This is a genomic window from Chloroflexota bacterium, assembly GCA_016197225.1.
Taxonomy (GTDB): domain Bacteria; phylum Chloroflexota; class Anaerolineae; order Anaerolineales; family VGOW01; genus VGOW01.
This window is the reverse complement of the sequence record JACPWC010000016.1, coordinates 44,969-64,896: the sequence shown is the minus strand read 5'-3', so window position 1 is coordinate 64,896 and position 19,928 is coordinate 44,969. Positions and strand designations below refer to the sequence as shown.

The 19,928-nt window shown below is 58.0% G+C and carries 20 protein-coding genes, 1 tRNA gene and 1 other RNA gene; 17 read left to right on the top strand and 5 right to left on the bottom strand.

What is annotated here, in order from left to right; translation table 11 throughout:
- Positions 1–68 precede the first annotated feature (68 nt).
- The 9 genes from HYZ49_03415 to HYZ49_03375 all read left to right on the top strand — a co-directional run bounded on the left by HYZ49_03415 (position 69) and on the right by HYZ49_03375 (position 7,696).
- Positions 69–152: transfer RNA gene (locus HYZ49_03415), tRNA-Leu, on the top strand.
- A gap of 227 nt (positions 153–379) precedes the next feature.
- Positions 380–760 carry a hypothetical protein gene (locus HYZ49_03410; protein ID MBI3241322.1) on the top strand — a complete coding sequence of 127 codons (381 nt, stop codon included), beginning with the start codon at positions 380–382 and terminating at the stop codon, positions 758–760.
- Between the two features lie 204 nt (positions 761–964).
- A complete protein-coding gene (gene aspS, locus HYZ49_03405) occupies positions 965–2,707 on the top strand; it encodes an aspartate--tRNA ligase (GenBank protein MBI3241321.1) in 1,743 nt (580 codons plus the stop codon).
- A 71-nt stretch (positions 2,708–2,778) separates the two neighbouring features.
- A non-coding RNA gene (gene ssrS / locus HYZ49_03400) (6S RNA) lies at positions 2,779–2,957 on the top strand.
- A 93-nt stretch (positions 2,958–3,050) separates the two neighbouring features.
- Entirely contained in the window at positions 3,051–3,620 is a 570-nt protein-coding gene (locus HYZ49_03395) for a hypothetical protein (GenBank protein MBI3241320.1), read from the top strand.
- A gap of 17 nt (positions 3,621–3,637) precedes the next feature.
- Positions 3,638–5,215 carry a flotillin family protein gene (locus HYZ49_03390; GenBank protein MBI3241319.1) on the top strand — a complete coding sequence of 526 codons (1,578 nt, stop codon included), beginning with the start codon at positions 3,638–3,640 and terminating at the stop codon, positions 5,213–5,215.
- Positions 5,216–5,399: 184 nt separating this feature from the next.
- The gene (locus HYZ49_03385) at positions 5,400–6,233 is read left to right on the top strand and encodes an MBL fold metallo-hydrolase (protein ID MBI3241318.1); all 834 of its coding nucleotides are present in this window, start codon (positions 5,400–5,402) and stop codon (positions 6,231–6,233) included.
- Positions 6,230–6,964, top strand: coding sequence for an alanyl-tRNA editing protein (locus tag HYZ49_03380; protein ID MBI3241317.1), 735 nt, complete (start codon positions 6,230–6,232; stop codon positions 6,962–6,964). The genes HYZ49_03385 and HYZ49_03380 overlap by 4 nt, the downstream gene beginning before the upstream one ends.
- 252 nt (positions 6,965–7,216) lie before the next feature.
- Positions 7,217–7,696 carry a DinB family protein gene (locus tag HYZ49_03375; GenBank protein ID MBI3241316.1) on the top strand — a complete coding sequence of 160 codons (480 nt, stop codon included), beginning with the start codon at positions 7,217–7,219 and terminating at the stop codon, positions 7,694–7,696.
- 137 nt (positions 7,697–7,833) lie between these two features.
- Here the strand turns inward: HYZ49_03375 and HYZ49_03370 are convergent, their stop codons facing one another.
- The 5 genes from HYZ49_03370 to HYZ49_03350 all read right to left on the bottom strand — a co-directional run bounded on the left by HYZ49_03370 (position 7,834) and on the right by HYZ49_03350 (position 12,330).
- Entirely contained in the window at positions 7,834–8,457 is a 624-nt protein-coding gene (locus HYZ49_03370) for a hypothetical protein (GenBank protein ID MBI3241315.1), read from the bottom strand.
- Positions 8,458–9,195, bottom strand: coding sequence for a hypothetical protein (locus HYZ49_03365; GenBank protein ID MBI3241314.1), 738 nt, complete (start codon positions 9,193–9,195; stop codon positions 8,458–8,460).
- A gap of 279 nt (positions 9,196–9,474) precedes the next feature.
- Complete coding sequence (locus tag HYZ49_03360; protein ID MBI3241313.1) at positions 9,475–10,635, bottom strand: MFS transporter; 1,161 nt, start codon at positions 10,633–10,635, stop codon at positions 9,475–9,477.
- Between the two features lie 76 nt (positions 10,636–10,711).
- Positions 10,712–12,103, bottom strand: coding sequence for an MBL fold metallo-hydrolase (locus tag HYZ49_03355; GenBank protein MBI3241312.1), 1,392 nt, complete (start codon positions 12,101–12,103; stop codon positions 10,712–10,714).
- Positions 12,104–12,108: 5 nt separating this feature from the next.
- Positions 12,109–12,330 (bottom strand): hypothetical protein, encoded by a 222-nt coding sequence (locus HYZ49_03350; protein MBI3241311.1) that lies wholly within the window; start codon positions 12,328–12,330, stop codon positions 12,109–12,111.
- Between the two features lie 274 nt (positions 12,331–12,604).
- On the opposite strand from HYZ49_03350, the gene HYZ49_03345 reads away from it, so the two are divergent.
- From HYZ49_03345 to HYZ49_03310, 8 genes are all read left to right on the top strand, one after another.
- Positions 12,605–15,355, top strand: coding sequence for a molybdopterin-dependent oxidoreductase (locus HYZ49_03345; protein MBI3241310.1), 2,751 nt, complete (start codon positions 12,605–12,607; stop codon positions 15,353–15,355).
- A 31-nt stretch (positions 15,356–15,386) separates the two neighbouring features.
- Positions 15,387–16,013, top strand: coding sequence for an NUDIX hydrolase (locus tag HYZ49_03340; protein ID MBI3241309.1), 627 nt, complete (start codon positions 15,387–15,389; stop codon positions 16,011–16,013).
- Positions 16,014–16,087: 74 nt separating this feature from the next.
- Positions 16,088–17,428, top strand: a complete 1,341-nt coding sequence (gene ssnA, locus HYZ49_03335) for a putative aminohydrolase SsnA (protein MBI3241308.1) — start codon at positions 16,088–16,090, stop codon at positions 17,426–17,428.
- Positions 17,429–17,470: 42 nt separating this feature from the next.
- Entirely contained in the window at positions 17,471–17,722 is a 252-nt protein-coding gene (locus tag HYZ49_03330; protein MBI3241307.1) for a DUF2281 domain-containing protein, read from the top strand.
- Positions 17,719–18,105 (top strand): type II toxin-antitoxin system VapC family toxin, encoded by a 387-nt coding sequence (locus tag HYZ49_03325; protein MBI3241306.1) that lies wholly within the window; start codon positions 17,719–17,721, stop codon positions 18,103–18,105. The genes HYZ49_03330 and HYZ49_03325 overlap by 4 nt, the downstream gene beginning before the upstream one ends.
- 1 nt (position 18,106) lies before the next feature.
- Complete coding sequence (gene cofE / locus HYZ49_03320; protein ID MBI3241305.1) at positions 18,107–18,886, top strand: coenzyme F420-0:L-glutamate ligase; 780 nt, start codon at positions 18,107–18,109, stop codon at positions 18,884–18,886.
- 8 nt (positions 18,887–18,894) lie between these two features.
- Positions 18,895–19,290, top strand: a complete 396-nt coding sequence (locus HYZ49_03315; GenBank protein MBI3241304.1) for a PPOX class F420-dependent oxidoreductase — start codon at positions 18,895–18,897, stop codon at positions 19,288–19,290.
- Entirely contained in the window at positions 19,287–19,886 is a 600-nt protein-coding gene (locus HYZ49_03310) for a nitroreductase family protein (GenBank protein ID MBI3241303.1), read from the top strand. Before HYZ49_03315 ends, HYZ49_03310 begins: the two co-directional genes overlap by 4 nt.
- Positions 19,887–19,928 lie beyond the last annotated feature (42 nt).

The window sequence follows — 19,928 nt, the reverse complement described above, 5'->3', positions numbered from 1 at the left end:
ACCCAATCCAGCCCAATTTTTGATATTTGACAGTTCATTGAAACCGGATAGAATGTGCCTTGCCTCAGGCCGAAGTGGTGAAATTGGCAGACACGTAGCGTTCAGGGCGCTATGGCCGCAAGGCTGTGTGGGTTCGACTCCCACCTTCGGCACAGAATCCCGGTTGACTCTCAACCGGGATTTTTTGTTGAGTTGCGCCGATTCGCGGCTGACAGTATTATTCAGGCATAGTTCTTGCAGGATTTCAGAATTGGCGCAGACCTGTCAGGTGGACGCATGAGACGAGCATTGACGCAGGCTTTGAACGTCCACCTGACAGGTCTCTAATAAGGTTTCTCGAATGGCAACAGAGGCAAAACCAAGAGACCGCCGGCGCGGTTTGAATATTTCACTGCCACAATTATTGGTTGTGGCCGGGCTGATCATCGGCCTGACGGTGATCATTGACTTCAACCGCCGCATCCAGGCCGAGCAGAGGATCGTGGCCGAGGCCAACCAGCTTCGGGTCGAGGTCACTGCGCTGGCCGCCACCCAGTCGGCGCTGGCGACGGAAGTGGCGTTTGCTTCCTCGGACGCCTATGTGGCTCAGTGGGCGCATGGCGAAGGCCGTTACGTTCAACCCGGCGAAGTGCTGGTGGTGCCGGTTGCCCCGGCTGGGGCGGTTGTCACACCCGTCCCGGCAGTGGCGGCTCAACCTGATCCACCCAGTAATTTTGAGATCTGGTGGTCACTCTTCTTTGAAAACGCCTCCGGTTCTTGACCCGCCTCCGGCCCGATGCTATAATCCCGCCACGCTTATGAAACAAGTTTTGATTGTTGATGGCGCGAACCTGAATACTAACGATGGCCCCAACCGGGGGTTTCGTCTGGTTCTGTTCGCCGTGTAATTGCCTGCCCTAACAGACACATGAAGCCGCCCGGTTGCTCAGCCGGGCGGCTTTTTATTTATCATCAGGAGGATTTTATGCTCAAGACACATACTTGCGGAGAACTGCGCGCCGAATACGCCGGCCAGACGGTGACTCTGGCTGGCTGGGTGAACCGCCGCCGCGATCATGGCGGCCTGACCTTTGTGGATTTGCGCGACCGATGGGGCCTGACTCAGGTGGTGGCTGACCCCAAGAATGCCGCCGCTCACGCGGCCATCGGTGATTTGCGAAACGAATACGTCGTTCAGGTGACGGGCAATGTTCGCCTGCGCCCGGCCGGGAGCGAAAACCCCAACCTTTCCACCGGCGCGATTGAAGTTGAAGCCCTTGAGATCAAACTGCTCAACGCCGCCAAGCCCACGCCTTTTTACATCAATGAAGAAGTTGCGGTGGACGAGTCCTTGCGCCTCAAGTATCGTTACCTCGACCTGCGGCGCGAGCGGATGCGAAAAAATCTCGTTCTGCGCCACAACGTCACCACTTTCATCCGCAAGTATCTGGACGATAAAGGCTTCATCGAAGTCGAGACGCCCATCCTCTTCAAAACCACGCCCGAAGGCGCGCGCGATTATCTGGTGCCGAGCCGCGTTCACCCCGGCGAGTTTTATGCTCTGCCGCAGTCGCCGCAACAACTCAAGCAATTGCTGATGGTGGCCGGAGTCGAACGGTACTTTCAGATCGCTCGCTGTTTCCGCGACGAGGATCAACGGGGCGACCGCCAACCCGAATTTACCCAGTTGGACATGGAAATGTCCTTCGTTCAACGCGACGACGTGATGAATCTGGTTGAAGGCCTGATTACGGCTTTGGTCGAAAGCACCGGCGACAAGAAGATTCTGCAAAAGCCCTGGCCGCGCTTTTCGTATCACGATGCCCTGGAGCGTTTTGGCGACGACAAGTTCGACATCCGCTTTGGCATGGAATTACAAAACATTACCGATCTGGCGAAAGGCCACGGCTTCAAAGTCTTCGACGAGGCCGAGCAGGTCAAGGCCATCGTTGCGCCGGGTTGCGCCGGCTACAGCCGCAAGCAAATTGACGAGCTGACGGAGTTTGCCAAGACCTTTGGGGCGAAAGGGTTGCTGTGGGTTGCAGTGAGCGACGAAGTGCGCTCATCGTTCAGCAAGTTCGTGCCGGAAGACAAGATGAAGGCCATTCTGGAAAAAGTGGCGGCCAAACCGGGCGACCTGGTTCTGATCGTCGCCGACAAACCGGCGGTAGCCGCCACCGCTCTTGGCCGCCTGCGCGTCGAGTTGGGCACACGCCTCAACCTGGCCGACCCGAACGTGCTGGCTTTCTGCTGGGTCATCGAGTTTCCGCTCTTCACCTGGAGCGAAGAAGAGAAGCGTTGGGATCCGAATCACCATCTCTTCACTTCGCCTTTGCCAGAAGACATTCCATTGCTCGACACCGAGCCGGGCAAGGTGCGCGGCGCGCAATACGACATGGTGTGCAACAACTACGAAGTGGCCGGCGGCTCGATCAGAATCCACGACCGCAAACTGCAAGAGAGAGTGTTCGACCTGATCGGCCTGCCGCGTGAGGTGGCCCAGGAGCGATTCGGCCACATGCTCGAAGCGTTCGAGTTTGGCACACCGCCGCACGGCGGCATTGCTCCCGGCATTGACCGCCTGACGATGTTGCTGGCCGGTGAACCGAACATCCGCGAAGTGATCGCCTTCCCCAAGTCGCAACAGGCCGCCGACTTGATGGCCGGCGCGCCGTCTCCGGCGGAGCCGCGCCAGTTGAAAGAGTTGCATATCAAGATTGCCGAGTGATATCAATTCCGGGCAAGCGATTTTTAAGGGTTGCGCGCTTGCGGGAATGATATGAGCATGGTATAAGAAAGCCGACCCTGCTGTGTTCGTGATGCCGCACCCCCGGTTTTGAGCCAACACTTTTGTGACGGGGGCCAACTTGCCAGCGGAATGCGATAGGCCTCGAGCCAAGGCAAACCGGTGGAGACGACTCCCACTCCTGCTTCGGCAGGCACAAAACCCCGCGGACACACGGCATGGTGGGGCCTCTTGATGAAAGAAAGAGCGACTTGTTGATCAACAACCCGTCGCTCTTTTGCGTTAAACGGCGCTTGGTATATACTACGCGCTGGAGATTACGATCATGACTCTGCTCTTCAGCGCCCTGCTCGGCATTGGCGTCATCTATGCAATCGTTATTCTAGTCGGCGGCGGCTTGAGCAACCTGCACTTGCCGGGCGGCATTGATTTTCACGTGGACGGCCACGATGTTCACGTTGGCGGCGACCTTCATGCGGGGGGCGAAGTCAAGATTCCGTCGCTCAGTCCAATCACCATTTCCAGCTTCGTCACCGCGTTTGGCGCATTTGGGTTGATTGCCCAGGGAATATTCAGCGCTTCTGACACCTGGAGTTTGGCGTCGGCGGCCATTGGCGGGCTGGTGGTGGCGGTGATTGCCCATTTTGCTTTCGGCTACTTCCTCATCGCGCCGCAAGGTTCAAGCGAAGTGACGATGAAAGACATCATCGGCGCGGTGGCCGAAGTGGTGACGCCCATTCCGGCGGACAGCGTGGGCGAAGTTGCTTTTGTGGCTCAGGGTGGCCGCAAAACGTTCCCGGCCAAGTCAGCCACCGGCCAGGCCATTAATCGCAATACGACAGTGGTGATTGAGCGAATGGTAGGCGGCATTGTTTTTGTCCGCCCACAATCGTAAAACAGGAGATTACATCTATGCCTACAACAGGAGTTTTTGGGGCCGCCGTCGCAGCATTTGCTCTGATCTTTGTATTGCTGGTGCTGGCCTTCGTTTACGCCAGCCGCTATAAGAAGGTTGGCCCCAACGAAGTGCTAGTGGTGTCGGGGCGGGGTTCTTCTGTCGTTGACACCCAAACCGGCCAGCGCTCGCGGCGCAGTTTCCGTATCGTGCGCGGCGGCGGCACCTTCATCTGGCCGGTGGTGGAGCGGGTTGACGATCTCTCGCTGGAGTTAATGACGATTGATGTCATCACCACCAAAGTCTACACCGCTCAGGGTGTGCCGGTGACGGTGGACGGCGTGGCCCAGGTGAAGATCGGCTCGGACGACGTTTCGATCATTACTGCCGCCGAGCAGTTTCTGTCTAAGAAAGTTGATCAGATCAAGAACATTGCCCTGCAAACCCTCGAAGGCCACTTGCGCGGTATCCTCGGTACGCTGACGGTGGAAGAGATTTACAAAGACCGGGACAAGTTCGCCCAGCGGGTGCAGGAAGTGTCGGCGCTTGACCTGAAGAACATGGGCCTGATCATCATCTCCTTCACCATCAAAAACATCCACGATGATCAGGGCTACCTCGACGCGCTTGGCCAGGGGCGAATCGCCGAAGTGAAGCGCGACGCCGCCATTGGCCAGGCCAACGCCGCCCGCGACGCGGCGGTGCAGGCGGCCAAAGCGCGGCAGGAAGGCGAGATAGCCAAACTGCAAGCCGAAACTCGCATCGCCGAAGCCAACAAAAATTATCAAGTGCAGAAAGCCGCTTACGACGCCGAAACGAACCAAAAGAAAGCGGAGGCCGAACTGGCCTACATCCTACAGCAAAACATCACCAACCAGAAGGTGAAGGCGGAAGAGATTCAGATTTCGGTCGTAGAGAAGGTCAAACAGATCGAATTGCAACAGCAGGAGGCGCTGAGAAAAGAGAAGGAACTGGAAGCCACCGTCCGCAAGCCGGCTGAGGCCGAGCAATTTCGCATTCGCACGCTGGCCGACGCCAAGAAGTATTCGCTTGAGACTGAAGCTTCCGGTCAGGCCGCCGCCACCAGCAACCTGGGTAAAGGCGAGGCTGATGCCAACAAAGCTCGCGGCCTGGCTGAAGCCGATGTGAACAAAGCGCAGGGCCTGGCTCAGGCCGAGGTGGTGAAGGCTCAGGGTCTGTCGCAAGCCGACGTCATTCAGGCGCAAGGCTTGTCGGAGGCCCAGGCCATGGCCAAGAAGGCTGAGGCCTTTGCCCAATATACTCAGGCCGCCATTTTGCAAATGCTCATCAACAACTTGCCGGCGCTCGCTTCGGCCATTGCTCAACCGTTAGCCCAGACCGAGAAGATCGTCGTCATCAACTCTGGTGGCGACGCCAACTCTGGCACGGGTGTGACCCGGGTGACGAAGGATGTGGCTGATGTGCTGGCTCAACTGCCGGTGGTGGTGGAAGCCCTGACCGGAACCAATTTGATTGACCTGCTCAAGAACCTGCCGGGGATAGCCGGCTCAACGCCCAAACCGGAATCCGGCCAAACACCAGGTGACGGCAACCCACCCGATTCGGGCCAATAGGCTTATAAGCCAGTTTTCTTTGCGTCCTTGCGACTTTGCGCTAAATATCCCGTTACACCCGGCAGAACCCAAAAAATCTGCATGCGAAGCGTCTGCGAAATCTCCATATTTGTTTAGACAACCTTGCATTGCTTCAGTGACTGTGCTATTCTCGCGGCCATCCTCTTTTTAAGGAAGCATATTCATGTTGCGAGAGCGGGTTTCCGACGATATTTACGTTTTTACCAGTGAACTTTATGCCCAGGTGACGGCTGGGGCAGTGGTCTCCCCGGAAGGCGCTGTCATTATTGATACTCTGCCGTTTCCATCTGAGACGCTGGAGATTTTGGACTTTGTGCAGAAGCGGCTGAATGTTCCGGTCAAATACGTCGTCAACACACACTATCATGCCGACCACACTTACGGCACGTGCTTTTTCACCGGCGCCGAGACGGTGGCCCACAGCAAGTGCCGCGCTCTGCTGGACACCGTTGGCCGTCGGGGCCTGACGCAGGCTAAAGCTGACACGCCCGACCTGGAAAAAATCGAAGTGATCCTGCCAGGCATTATCTTCACCCGCGGGCAGCTGGATTTGCATCTGGGCAAGAAGACGCTGACCCTCATGCACTCGCCCGGCCACAGTCCGGATTCGATCATAGTGCTGGTCAAGGAAGATCGCATTCTCTTTGCCGGCGACACGATGATGCCCTTGCCCCATTTTGTGGACGGCGACATTGACGACCTGACTCATTCCCTACAATCCATTCCGCCGATGGGGCTGGAAAACATTGTGCAGGGTCATGGCGAACTGATCCTGCGCGGCGAGATTGACGATGCCATTAAATCAAATCTCAAGTACCTCGACACCCTGCGCAAGAAAGTAAGCCGCCTGGCCGGTAAAGGCAAGCCGCGCGAGGCCCTGGCCCAGATTGATATTGAGTCGTGCGGCAAGAGTCGCATTCCGCTGGCCGGGCTGGTGGTCAAACTGCACGAGCGCAACGTGGGCGCGCTTTACGACAGCCTGGTGAGAAGCAAATGACCGAGCCGCTCTATCATACCGACGCTTATCTCAAAGAATTTGAGGCGACGGTGATCGCCGTCGAGGGCGTGGCAATTGCGTTGGATCGAACCGCTTTTTATCCCGGCGGCGGCGGCCAGCCCAACGACGTGGGAACCGTCTCTGTTGGGGAACGGTTGTGGCCGGTCACCAAAGTTCGAAAGACCCGCCCTGAGCGGGCTGAAGGGGCAGGCGATCACATCTGGCATGAACTCACGGGTGAGCCGCCTGCTGTCGGCGTAGTTGTTCGCGGCGCAGTTGACTGGGAGCGCCGCTACAAACTCATGCGCACCCACACCGCCATGCACATTTTGTGCGGTGTGATCTTTCGCGACTATGGCGCGAGCGTGACCGGCGGCAACATGGAGCCGCTGAAGGGCCGGATGGATTTTGAATTTGAGACCATGCGGCAGGAACTGGTGAAGGAAATCGAAGAGAAGGTGAATGTCGAAGTGGCGGCGGCCCGTCCGACCCGGGTCAAAATTCTGCCCCGCGCCGAGGCCTTCGCCATCCCCGACCTCATCCGCACCAAAATCAACCTTCTGCCTGAGGGCATTGCCGAAATCCGCACCGTCGAAATCGTCGGCCTCGACCTGCAAGCCGACGGCGGCACGCACGTTGCCAACACTTCAGAGGTCGGCAAAATCCGCGTGGTGGATTACAAAAGCAAGGGTAAGATCAACAAACGAATAGAAATAGAAATTGGGGATTAGGCCTCGGATTGACCCGATGGGTTTAGTGTGCCGGTCTAATCCGCCCGGACACCATTTTCTAAAAACCACCTTCTCTCTGCTGGGATGTATCCCGGCAGAACCAGCCTCAACTGAGAACCAAAGTTTGATGGCGGATTAGATGGCCCCAATAGCAGTTCACCTTGAATAGCACGGATTTGCAGAATTTGCGGATCGCGATCCGTTCACGCTTCGCGTGGAAATCCGTGCTATTGTTTCGAGAAAGGAACAACCATGACCAACGAAGAACGCCGCCAAAAAATCGAATCTTACGGCAAAGCTTACGAGCATCTTGTAGAGGCCCTCAAGCAATTCCCGAAAGAGATATGGCAGTTCAAGCCGAGTGACGGCTGGAGCATTCACGAGATCATCATCCACATTGCCGACAGCGAGGCCAACAGCTTCGTGCGTTGCCGCCGCCTGATTGCCGAACCGGGGAGCCAGGTGCTGGGCTACGACGAAAACGTGTGGGCCAAGGCTTTGAAGTACACCGAACAAAGCACCGACGAGGCGCTCGAACTGTTCAAGTGGCTACGATTGGCAAGCTACAAGCTCATCAAGTCTTTGCCCGACTCGGCCTGGTCGAGCAAAGTTCACCACTCCGAAAGCGGCTGGATTACTTTTGACGACTGGCTGGACATTTACGAGCGTCACGTCCCGGATCATGTGGCGCAGATGAGGCGGGGTTATGAGGAGTGGAGGGGGAAGAAGTAAAGGGGCTGACGGCAAGTTTCAGCCGCGCGGCGAGTTAGAGACTCATCTGCGGGCACATGACGCTTGACCTGACGACTCGCCCGCTGGGCGGCGCGTTAGCATGGTCAGTTACAAACAGGATTGGGCCGCTCTCTATTTCAGATATGCCCTCCAACCGTAATAAAGGGCTTCTTCAAATCTTTGGCTATACTCATAGGCAAAGCAACTACAAATGACTCTCTGTAGGGCGAAAGAGCAAAAGTTGTAAGGGATACTAAGGGGCAGATTTGCGTTGGCAGGCTTAATATTGCCTTTAGAATAATTGCTTCCATATATCGCCAATTCTCTCGATTGATGAACGGAGACGCTAATATCACTTGACGGTTGGAAAGGACTTGCTCAATTACGCCGAATACAGAGGGTTGATGTAATGCTGATTCTCGTAGACGCGCGGATGATAATATTTGTGTGTAAGCCTTTGTTAATTTTTCGATATAGCCAGAAACAGAAGTAAAGATGTCAACTCGTGCCCGGAAAATTCCTCTTCGGCCAAATTCATCTTCTTGATTAGTGACACGGGCCTGAGAAACTGCTATTTTGTTGTCGCTAAGACGGAAACACTTTAGACTTTCCATGCCAATGTAGGAGGGCCACCCATTGCCTTGTGGAAGGGCTTTCTCCCACAGATGTTGAAGCTCCGTGCTGGTCAAGTCGGATGAGTGCTGTGAGATTTCATATCCCTTACCGGGTGACAACGATATTTCCGCGAATTGCCTTTCCATTCAGGCTTTTCCCTTCCGAGTTCTGCGGCCATGTATCATCCCCATTAGAAAATTGGGTATCGCTTCATCAAAGTGATTGCCATACTTGGCGCTGCATCTTTCAGCGTAGAATTGACCGCCTTTATCCAGCATGAATTTTTCTATTTCCAGTATTTCTGCCGAGTATAGTTTCAACACATCTTGCAATTTCGTTCCTCCCGGCGATTGACTCTCCCACATGTCACTTTTGTTTACTAACAAGAGAAACGCCTTGAGATTGTTGCTCGCAGCCACATAAGGATTTGCTTTGAATAGAGATGGCCGTCGTGGATTACTAGGTCTAATAATGTTCAGGATACGCCGCAATGCTATCCTGTGATCATCTGGTCGCTCATGGTCAATAACAAAAATAATACCTTGCGGCTTTACATCCAGAAATATCTGCCGCCATAGAGGCCAAGAGCCTTTCTCGCCTGAAGGGTCAAACGTCTTCTTTACTGTAACTTCCTTGCCGCCATAGATCTCAAAATCAAAATCGGATACTTGTTGGCGTCCGAAGGTTGGTTCAACTTCTTCATGAATAGTGATTCCCTGCATTCTTCTGAGTAAGGTTGTCTTGCCTGTTCCCCGATAACCGAAGACCGCAAATGTTATGCCTTTCAATTTCCTTTTATACCAGTCAATTATTTCCTTAGGGGAATCGGCTAACACCCCCAAAAGAATTTGCAGAAGAAAATCAACTGGCCCGGTGGTGGACATGCAGTTTCTCGTTTAACTCAAATTACAATCGAAGTGTAACACATTGCAGAGGACTCTAGGGTTAAGTGCGGTAACGGCGGTAACGAGCCGCCCAACTCTATTTTCAGCCACACCGCCATGAATTTAGTTAATAGCGCTGCGGCATGAAAAACCTATATGCCGCAAATCAACTCTATGCCGAAGTGTAGGCCATTTCCACATTTTATCAAACTTTTCGCCCTTGTTTTGAATCTTTCTTCGCGGGAAGCGATTCGCGGCAAAGCTTCCTGCCATGAGTCTCTAGGCTTTGGCTGGCAACGTCTCGCGCATCACCGCCGCCACGACCAGGCCGGAGAGGAAAGTGAGGCCACCGACGGCGGCAATGGCAACCGGGATGTTGAAAGCATCGGCCAGCAGGCCGGCGGCCAGCGCGCCAATTGCATAACCGCCATCGCGCCACAGACGATAGACGCCAACGGCGGAAGCCCGCCACTCCGGATGGGCAACGTCGGAGATGGCGGCTAACAGCGTGGGGTAAACCAGGGCCGTGCCAAGCCCAAGCAGAATCGCGCCCAACATCCACGCCCAAAATCCGTGGCCTACTACGAACAGCGCAATGCCAATGGCCTGCACCCACATGCCAGAAGCGATCAGCCACTTGCGGCCCAGGCGATCACTGAGCGCGCCGGTGATCAGTTGACTCAGCCCCCAGACGCCCGGATAAGTTGCGGCGACGAGGCCCACCTGCTCGACGGGCAAACCGGCGGCGGTTAGAAAGATCGGGATCAAACCCCAGACCATCCCATCGTTCAAGTTGTTCACCATCCCGGCCTGGCTCACGGCGAAGAGGGCGCGGTCTTTCCAGCTTGTCAGCAACAGAATTTGAGCAAATGACGGCGCTTGATTTGGGATTTGGGATTTTGGATTTTGGGATTTCGCTTCGTAAGAAGCGTGCGTTTTGGTTTCGCGGATGAAGAAGAGGGAGATGAGCAGGCCGAGGAGGGCAAAGGCCAGGCCGGGATAAAACGGGGCGGGGCGCAAGTTGTAAGTGGCAGCCAGGTAGCCGGTGGTCAGGGCCGAGAGGGAGACGGCCACGTAACCGGCGGCCTCATTCAAACCCATGGCCAGCCCGCGTTGTTTTGGCCCGACGAGATCGATCTTCATGATCACCGTCGTTGACCAGCACAGCCCTTGATTGATTCCCAATAGCACATTGGCAAAGACGATCCAACTCCAGCCTGGAGCGAAGATGATCAACAGCGGCACCGGCAGGCCCACGAGCCAGCCGGCGACAAGGATGCGCTTGCGCCCGATCCGATCCGAGAGACGACCGGCAAACAAATTTGCCAGCGCCTTGACGATACCGAAGCTGACGAGGAAAGAGAGGACGACCGATTTGGATGTCAGCCCAAAGTCGGCTTCGGCGATGAGGGGCACGACGGCGCGCTCCAGCCCCACCATTGCGCCGACGAAGGCGTTGACGACGACGAGCAGGGTGAACTGCTCCCAGTTGGCTTTCAGGCCGAGGGTGATAGGTTTAGCCACGCGCTACTTCAAAACCGGCGTTCGCCCACTGCGCAAAACCGCCTTCCACCTGAATCAAATTCTGCCAGCCGCGTCCCCGCAGAACCGAGATGCCGGCCATGGAACGGTTGCCATGCGCGCAGTGAACGGCGATTGGCCTGTCGGTTGGCAATGGGAGGTCATCGTAGGGCAGGCGGCCATTCTCGATGTGAATTGCGCCGGGGATGTGGCCCGCCTGCCACTCGTCGTTTTGGCGCACGTCGAGCACGGCCAACCCCTCGTCGTGCATGCGCTCACGCAGTTCCTTTATCGAGATAGTAGGCACAGTTTCTAACCGCAGGCCTGCCGCCGCCCAGGCTTCCACGCCGCCGTCGAGGTAGCCCATTAATTTATCGTAGCCGATGCGAAGCAGTTGCCGGGTGGCGTCCAGCCGCGCTTCGGCATTCTCGGCGATCAGGATGAGCGATGAGCCAAACGGAATGAGCCAGCCGGCCCAGGTGGTGAGCGGCGCGTCTACCTTGATGCTGTAAGCGCCGGGGACGTGGCCTTTGCTAAATGCTTTGGGCGAACGCACGTCGAGCAGGACAGCGCCACGCCCCAGATGCGCCTGGGCCTCTGGCGGCGAGAGCGGGGCCAGCACAGGCAGGCCGCCAAACACCTGCGGGCCACGCCGGTTCACCGCTCGCAGATGCTGATAATAAACCGGATACGACGGCAGTCCGCTCAAGGCGCGCTCGACAAACTCATCTTCGGTTTGCGGCTGAGTGAGGGCGTTGTGGCGGCGCTCGCGGCCAATGGTTGTAACACGATCTGACGAGGCGGGCGCGGCGCAAAACGAGCCGGCGCCGTGCGTAGGATACACGGCCACCTCGTCGGGCAAAGTCATGAGCCGGTGGTGGAGGGTGTCATAAAGATTCCGGGCGAGGGGGACAGAAAGATCGTGGCCCAGGAGATCGGTGCGGGCCGCCCCACCCACGATCAAGGCCCCGCCACTGAACAGGGCGGCAGGAGTCTTGTCGTCGGCTACCACCTTGAACGAGATGTGCTCCGGGGTGTGGCCGGGAGTCGCCATCACTTCAATCGTAAAGCCGCCCATCGGCAGTTCGTCGCCTTCCACCAGCGGCTGGTGATCGAAACCCAGATGCGCCTCCAGGCTGGCCCCGATCACCGCGCCCGTCTGGGCCGCGATCTCACGCGCCCCGGAGACGAAGTCGGCGTGCAGGTGCGTGTCCAGCACGTGGATGATGGTGACGCCCAGCCGCCCGGCGGTTGCCAGATAGCGATCCACGTCACGCAGAGGGTCAATGATCACAGTCAGCTTGGTGTCGTGCGAGCCGAGCAGGTAAGCTGAGTTGCCGAGGTCTTCGTCCACAAACTGTTCGATGAACATGGAGGCGGCGGTCATTGGGGTTATCGGGAAGATGGCGTCTGGGCCGGAGGCCGGCTAATGGCCTCCAGAAACCAACGCGGGGCGCGTGACTTCAGTCGTCCGCCGCCGTTGATCTCTGGCTTGCGCCGCTCGTCGCCAGGCTCGCCGACATCACAGCGGACGCGCGCGTGGCTGTGGCACTCGCCGCCGGTTTCGTAGACCTCAAAGCAAATTGGGCAAATGTAGAAGATGATAGTGCTCATAAGTTCGTCTCCTTTACTCCCTTCAAAGGCTCTGTCGAGACTGGCATTTTGGAGTATTGTACTCCTGGTTGCGGCTGTCGATTCAATCGAAATTGACGTGTAAAAGGTGTGCTAGAATTCAGGCAACTTCGGTCTCCAGTCGGCACGCGCCGGGCGCGCGTCGGCGTCGGGCATCCCCGCTCGTACGAGAAGTGCTGGAGGCCAGTTGCCTCGGTTGTTTAGCAGTTTGACGATTTGACCTACATTCGTTGTCCCAATGCCGGAGAAAAAAACAATGGCCGACCACCAACCCTACACCCTCATCGTCAACGGCCACCGCCGCGAAGTGAATGCCTCTCCCCAAACCTTATTGATGGACGTTCTGCGCGACCAACTGCGCCTGACCGGCGTGAAGGACGGTTGCGCCACCGGCCACTGCGGCAGTTGCATGGTCATCAAAGATGGCGAGGCCGTGCGCTCGTGCCTGGCCCCGATGAAAAAAGTGGCGGACGGCGCGGCCATCACCACCATCGAAGGGTTGGCCGCCTCTGACGGGGCGCTTCATCCCATCCAGCAGGCCTACGTGGATCAGGGCGCAACGCAGTGCGGCTTCTGCACACCCGGTTTCATCATGGCCAGCAAAGCCTTGCTAGATAAGAATCCGGATCCGACTCTAGAAGAGATTTACGACGGCCACAAATGGAACATCTGCCGTTGCACCGGCCACAACGCCATCATTCGCGCCGTCCAACAAGCCGCCGGTCAGCCGGTGCCGCAAACGCCCGAGGTGAAGAAGCCCCTCAACGCCATTAGCCGCCCCCTGCCGCGCCCGGACGCGGCGGCTAAAGTGACAGGCAAGGGCATCTACGCCGACGATTTATATGTAGAAGGCATGTTGTTTGCGCGGGCGTTGCGGAGCAAATATCCTCACGCACTGTTGAAGAGGGTGGACGTGAGCAAAGCCAAAGCACTGCCGGGCGTAGTTGCTGCTCTCACCGCCGACGACGTGCCGGGCCGCAAAGACAGCGGCGTGCATGAGATTGACTGGCCGGTGTTGTGCTATGAGAAAGTTCGTTACGTCGGCGACGCCGTCGCCCTGGTGGTGGCCGAGTCGGAAGACGTTGCCGAGCAGGCTCTGGCGCTGATCGAGGTGGATTACGACGTTCTGCCCGTCGTGGCCGGCCCCAAAGAGGCCGCTCAACCGTCGGCCCCGATCCTCCACGAACATCATCCAACCGGGAATTTCAAGACCAAGTATCATCTTGAAAATGGCGACATCGCCAAAGGCTTTGCCGACTCTGAGGTGATTATCGAGCGCGAATACAAAACCCAATTTGTCGAGCACGCCTTCATCGAGCCGGAAGCGGCGCTGGCAATGCCCGAAGCCAATGGCCGCCTCACCGTTTACTGCGGCGGCCAGATTCCGTTCAGCGACCGCGAGCAGATCGCGGCCACGCTCAACCTGCCGGAAGACCGAGTCCGCGTGATCAACTGTTTGATCGGCGGCGGCTTTGGCGGCAAGGAGGACGTGTCGGTGCAGGTTCACGCCGCGCTGGCGGCGTGGCTCACCAAGCGCCCGGTGAAGATGGTGTTGAGCCGCAAAGAGTCGCTCATGGTTCACCCCAAGCGCCACGCGACGATCATCAAGATGAAGACCGGCGCAAAGAAGGACGGCACGCTGGCCGCCCACGAGGTTGAGATTTATGGCGACGGCGGAGCCTATGCCAGCCTGAGCAATCACGTGATGTTGCGCGCCACCACCCACGCCGCCGGGCCGTATTCTGTCCCCAACGCGCTTGTGAACACTTATGCCATGTATACCAACAACGTGCCGTGCGGCGCGTTCCGGGGCTTCGGCGTGACACAGAGCGGATTTGCGATGGAATGCCAGATGGATGTGCTGGCCGAGGCGCTCGGTCTCTCGCCGCTGGAGATTCGACGGAAGAACATTCTCGCCGTCGGCAAGAAGACTCTGGCCGGGCACACCCTCACCGAGAGTTGCGGCCTGCCAGACTGTTTGGAGAAGGTGGCCGCCGAGATGGAGAAGCATCCATTTGTGGCGACTGAAGGCAACAAGCGCCGCGCCTGGGGTGTGGCCTGCGCCTATAAAAACACCGGCTTCGGCAGCGGCGCTTACGACGCCGCCGGGGCCGAAGTGGAACTCTTTGCCAATGGCCGGGCGGCGGTTCGGGCCGGGGCGGCGGAGATCGGGCAAGGGCTGGTCGGCGTGTTGGCCCAAGTGGTCAGCGAAGAGTTGGGCGTGCCATATCATCAAGTGGACGTGCTGGTCTCCGACACCGATCTCACGCCCGACTGCATGGCGACGACGGCTTCACGCCAGACCTACGTCACCGGCAACGCCGCCCGCCACGCCAGCATCGAGGTTCGCAAAGTGCTCAGCCAGACTGCCGCTGAAATGCTCGACGCGCCGCCGGAGAGTCTGGTGTTCGCCGACGGCTTCGTGCGTAGCAACCCCGCCTCAGGCGGGGCGAACGGCAGCCACAGCGTAGCCCTGAGTGAGGTGGTGAAGGCCGCCCGCCGCGAAGGCCGCCAACCCAAAGTAATGTATCAGTATGTTGCGCCGATGGTTCCACAATATCATCACTTCGCTTTTGGATTCGGGGCGCAGGCCGCGCTGGTGGAAGTGGACACCAGGACCGGCGAGACGAAAGTGCTCAAGGTCATCGCCGCCTGTGACGTGGGCCGGGTGATCAATCCATTGGCTTTGCAAGGTCAGGTGGAAGGCAGTATCTCGATGGGACTGGGCATGGCCCTGCAGGAAAACTTTGTGATGAAGGATGGTTACGTGGTGACCGACTCTTTACACAAGTGCCACTTGCCCGCCATTGACCAGACGCCGGAGGTCATCACTTTCTTCGTCGAAGACGAAACTAAAGACGGGCCTTACGGCGCGAAGGGTGTAGGCGAGCTGGCCTCCATTCCCACCGCGCCAGCCATCATCAACGGCATCTACAATGCCACTGGCGTTCGTTGCTACGCCTTGCCTGCCGAGAAGAAGTGGCTGAAGGAGCAATTGGCAAAGTAGAGCGAATTGGCAATTCGCTCTACAATTGAATATGACAAACAATCAACCAAACTGGCTAAACTGGGGACGCAAGATTCAAGCGATTGCTCAAAACGGGTTGACTTATGCCGAAAGCCCGTTTGACAAGGAACGCTACAAGAAGCTACGCGACCTGGCGGTGGAGATTTTCGCCGCTCACACCGGGGAAGCCGCTTCAACCATTGACGCCTGGTTCAACCTCCAACCCGGCTACGCCACGCCCAAAGTAGACGTGCGCGGCGCGTGCTTCCGCGACGGCAAAATTCTGATGGTGCGCGAAAGATCGGACGGCGGGTGGTGCTTGCCGGGCGGCTGGGCCGACGTTGGCGATGTCCCCTCAGAGGCGGCAGTGCGCGAAGTGCAAGAGGAAGCGGGTTTCGACTGCGTGGCGAAAAAAGTGATCGGCGCCTTCGACGCGAATCGGGGCGGGGAGCCGCTGGCGGCTTTCCACGCCGTCAAGCTGATCTACCTGTGCGAGATCACCAGCGGCGAGCCAAATCCCGATCACGAAATTCTCGAAGTCGGCTTCTTCGTCCGCGACGAAGTCCCGCAACTCTCGTCGGCCCGCACCAGCGCCGCCCAACTGACCGAATGCTTCGCTCATCTCGACGATCCATCGCGCCCAACTGCGTTTGATTGAGTTCGCTCCCGGTCACACCCGACACGCTTCGCGTTTCGCGGAGCGTGTCAGGTGTGACCGGCGGCTAAGAAGATATGCTGATCACAAATGCCACGCTCGTCACCTGGGATGGGAACCGCCCCCACGAAAATCGTATTCTGCCCGATCACGCCCTGAAGCTGGACGGCAACCGCATTGCCGACATTGGCCCGACGGCGAACCTGCGCGCCAAATATCCCGACTCGCCGACGCTCGACGCGCGCGGCCAGCTTGTCATGCCGGGCAACATTTGCGCCCACACTCACTTCTACGGCGCGTTTGCGCGCGGCATGGCCATCCCCGGCGACCCACCCAAAGACTTTCCCGAAATTCTGGAACGGCTGTGGTGGAAGCTGGACAAGGCCTTGACGCTCGACGATGTGCGCTACTCGGCGCTGGTGTGCCTGATTGACGCCGTCAAGCACGGCACGACAACGCTCGTTGACCACCACGCCAGCCCCAACGCCATTGACGGCTCGCTCGACGCCATCGCCGAAGCCGTGACGCAAGCCGGACTCCGCGCCTGCCTGTGCTACGAAGTGACTGACCGCGACGGCCCGGAGCGGATGAAGGCAGGAATCGCAGAAAACGTTCGCTTTATAAAACGACAAACGACAGACGACAAACGACAAATTGCGGCGACGTTTGGATTGCACGCTTCGCTGACGCTTTCAGATGAAACGCTTGAGGCTTGCCGCAACGCTCACGATGGCGGCTTTCACATTCACGTGGCCGAGCACGAAGTTGACGAGTACGACAGCTTGAAGAAGAGCGGCACGCGAGTCGTGGATCGGCTGGGGCACTTCTCCATTCTTGGCCCGCGCACCCTCACCGCTCACTGCGTTCATATTGACTACCGCGAAGCCGAGCTTCTGCGCGAAACTGGCACATGGGTGACTCACCAGCCGCGCTCGAACATGAACAACGCCGTCGGCGCGGCGGAAGTGGATGCCATGCTTCGGGCCGGGATCGTCACCTGCCTGGGCAACGACGGCTTCTCCAACGCGATGTGGGAAGAGTGGAAGGCGGCCTACTTTTTGCACAAAGCGACCAGCCGCGACCCGCGCCGGGCGGGGGGCTATAATGTGGCCCAAATGGCGATCTACAACAACGCCGCCCTGGCGAACATGTTCTTCCCCAACATGAAACTTGGCGTGCTGGAACCCGGGGCCGCTGCCGACATTATCTTTGTGGACTATCACCCGATCACGCCGCTCACCGCCGGCAACCTGCCCTGGCACATCATCTTCGGCTTCGAGTCTTCGATGGTGACGACCACGATCTGCAACGGCAAGGTGCTGATGAAGGACAGGCAACTGCTGTTTTTGGACGAGGCCGAGATTACGGCGAAGAGCAGGGAGTTGGCGAAGAAGGCGTGGGAGAGATTTGCTTCGTAGTAGAATTGGCAAAGAGGTTGCCGTTGATGAAGGAGACTAAACATGATTGACTACGAAACGATCCTTTCAAAAATCCGCCGCCTGCCTGAACCGCTACTTCAGGAGGTTAACGACTTTATTGATTTTCTCCAAATGAAGCGCGGGGGAACCGAAACTGCCGCCGGATCACAAACGACGCATCCGATCATGCTGGCATTCGGGCTTTGGAAGGATGAAAGGGATCTGGATGATTTGGTAGACAGAGTGTATGCCAACCGGCGACAACAACTGTCTCGCTCTCAAGTTTCTTTATGAGAATTCTGGATACCGATCACTGTGTTGCCATTCTACGTGGCCGCCTTGACCTGCAAGGCCGAATCTCGCCCGACGAACAACTGGCTGTCACCGCAATCACTGTTGGCGAACTTACTCATGGCGCTTGGCGATCTTTGCGCGCATCGCAAAACCTCGCTGCCGTAGATACGTTGCTGTCTGCCGTCCTCGTGCTGCCATTCGACGATGATTCGGCCCGGCGATTCGGCGCGCTGAAGGCGGCGCTTGAACATTCTGGTAGTGTTGTAGCCGATTTGGATTTGCAGATTGCCAGCATAGCTCTGAGCCACGGCGCACCCCTCCTTACGCACAATAGACAGCATTTCGAGCGCATCCCTGACCTTCAAATTGAAGATTGGCTCTGAAATGGCATCTGCTTACCAACTTACCCTCACCGCCCTTCCCAACATCCCCCTCATCCAACCCGGCGACGATCTGTCTAATATCATCCTCAAATCGCTGGCTGAGACGGGCCTGCAATTGCAAGATGATGATGCTCTGATCCTGGCTCAGAAGATCGTTTCAAAGGCTGAAGGGCGGCTGGTCAAGCTGTCGTCGGTGACGCCCTCGGCCCGCGCTCTGGAGTTGGCCGACCCACTGCAAAAAGACCCACGCCACGTCGAAGTCATCCTGCGTGAGAGCAAAGAGATTGTGCGGATGCGGCCCGGGGTGATTGTCGTCGAGCACCGGCTGGGCTATGTGTGCGCCAACGCCGGCGTGGATCGATCCAACGTTGCCCCGCACGGCGACTCGACTGACGATTATCTACTGATGTTGCCCGAAGACCCGGATCGCTCCTGCGCCGAACTGCGCGAAAAATTGCGCGCCGCCACCGGGGCGACCGTCGGCGTGATCATCAATGACTCGCATGGCCGGGCCTGGCGAACAGGCACAGTGGGAGTCGCCATCGGCGCGGCGGGCCTCCCGGCGCTCCTCGATTTGCGCGGCACGCCCGACCTCTTTGATTATCCTCTGCAAGTCACCCAGGTCGGCTTCGCCGACGAGTTGGCCGCCGCCGCTTCTCTGCTTATGGGCCAGGCCGCCGAGGGCCGCCCGGTCATTCACGCCCGTGGCCTGCCGTACGCCCTGCGCGACGGCAACGCCCAGGAACTCATCCGCCAAAAAGATTTGGATTTATTCCGATAGGAGAAAAAATGATTCCCGAAACAGCACAACACTTGCTTAAGTGGGAGACAAAAGCCTTTGCGTATCTGGCGCTTGCGCTTAAAGATGGCGGGCCGCAGGTGACGCCGATCTGGTTCGACTGGGACGGCACACACATTGTCATCAACACCGCCCGGGGCCGGGTGAAGGATCGCGCTCTGGCGCGCAAGTCCAAAGTGGCGCTGGCGATCCCTGAGCCGGATGATCCGTATAAGTATTTGCAAATTCGTGGGACGGTGGTCGAAGAGACCGAAGAGGGCGGCTACGAAATGATCTGCCGCCTCAACGACAAGTATCACGGCAAGAATGAGTATCCCAGAATTCCCGGCCAGGTGCGCGTCACCTACAAGATTCTGCCCGAAAAAGTATTTACCAACATCAAATGACTCTGGATCAGGCCATCCGTTCGCGGCGCTCGATCCGGCGTTACACTGCCGAACCCGTCTCAGTCGAAATTGTCGAGCGAGTGCTGACGGCGGCGATCTGGGCGCCTTCGGCCCACAACCGGCAACCCTGGCGCTTCGTGGCGATTCAGACCGACTCGGCCAAACAAACGTTGGCCGGGGCGATGGGCGACCGACTCCGGGCTGACCGCCTCGCCGACGGTGACCCGGTTGAGGCCGTCGAAGCCGACGTCGCCCGCTCCCGCGCCCGCATCCTCTCAGCGCCGGTCGTGATCGCCGTCTGCCTCTCGATGGCTGACATGGATCATTATCCTGACACGCGGCGCAAGAAGGCCGAGTACACGATGGCGGCGCAAAGCGTGGCGATGGCTGTGCAGAATCTTTTGCTGGCCGCTCACGCCGAAGGGCTGGGCGCATGCTGGATGTGCGCGCCGCTCTTCTGCCCGGACGCGGTGAGAGAGGCGCTCGGCCTGCCCGACGATTGGGAACCGCAAGCCCTGATCACGCTCGGCTACCCGGCAGATGGCGGCAAGCCTGCTTCACGCAAGCCGCTGGAAGCCGTGATGCTTTGGCGCTGAAAGAGAGGAACCGCGAAGGCGCGAAGAACGCAAAGGAAACTG

Coding starts and splice junctions, on each gene's coding strand:
- aspS (MBI3241321.1), top strand. CDS start 965: ATGCTCAAGACACATACTTGCGGAGAACTGCGCGCCGAATACGCCGGC.
- HYZ49_03395 (MBI3241320.1), top strand. CDS start 3,051: ATGACTCTGCTCTTCAGCGCCCTGCTCGGCATTGGCGTCATCTATGCA.
- HYZ49_03390 (MBI3241319.1), top strand. CDS start 3,638: ATGCCTACAACAGGAGTTTTTGGGGCCGCCGTCGCAGCATTTGCTCTG.
- HYZ49_03385 (MBI3241318.1), top strand. CDS start 5,400: ATGTTGCGAGAGCGGGTTTCCGACGATATTTACGTTTTTACCAGTGAA.
- HYZ49_03380 (MBI3241317.1), top strand. CDS start 6,230: ATGACCGAGCCGCTCTATCATACCGACGCTTATCTCAAAGAATTTGAG.
- HYZ49_03375 (MBI3241316.1), top strand. CDS start 7,217: ATGACCAACGAAGAACGCCGCCAAAAAATCGAATCTTACGGCAAAGCT.
- HYZ49_03370 (MBI3241315.1), bottom strand. CDS start 8,457: ATGGAAAGGCAATTCGCGGAAATATCGTTGTCACCCGGTAAGGGATAT.
- HYZ49_03365 (MBI3241314.1), bottom strand. CDS start 9,195: ATGTCCACCACCGGGCCAGTTGATTTTCTTCTGCAAATTCTTTTGGGG.
- HYZ49_03360 (MBI3241313.1), bottom strand. CDS start 10,635: ATGGTGGGGCTGGAGCGCGCCGTCGTGCCCCTCATCGCCGAAGCCGAC.
- HYZ49_03355 (MBI3241312.1), bottom strand. CDS start 12,103: ATGACCGCCGCCTCCATGTTCATCGAACAGTTTGTGGACGAAGACCTC.
- HYZ49_03350 (MBI3241311.1), bottom strand. CDS start 12,330: ATGAGCACTATCATCTTCTACATTTGCCCAATTTGCTTTGAGGTCTAC.
- HYZ49_03345 (MBI3241310.1), top strand. CDS start 12,605: ATGGCCGACCACCAACCCTACACCCTCATCGTCAACGGCCACCGCCGC.
- HYZ49_03340 (MBI3241309.1), top strand. CDS start 15,387: ATGACAAACAATCAACCAAACTGGCTAAACTGGGGACGCAAGATTCAA.
- ssnA (MBI3241308.1), top strand. CDS start 16,088: ATGCTGATCACAAATGCCACGCTCGTCACCTGGGATGGGAACCGCCCC.
- HYZ49_03330 (MBI3241307.1), top strand. CDS start 17,471: ATGATTGACTACGAAACGATCCTTTCAAAAATCCGCCGCCTGCCTGAA.
- HYZ49_03325 (MBI3241306.1), top strand. CDS start 17,719: ATGAGAATTCTGGATACCGATCACTGTGTTGCCATTCTACGTGGCCGC.
- cofE (MBI3241305.1), top strand. CDS start 18,107: ATGGCATCTGCTTACCAACTTACCCTCACCGCCCTTCCCAACATCCCC.
- HYZ49_03315 (MBI3241304.1), top strand. CDS start 18,895: ATGATTCCCGAAACAGCACAACACTTGCTTAAGTGGGAGACAAAAGCC.
- HYZ49_03310 (MBI3241303.1), top strand. CDS start 19,287: ATGACTCTGGATCAGGCCATCCGTTCGCGGCGCTCGATCCGGCGTTAC.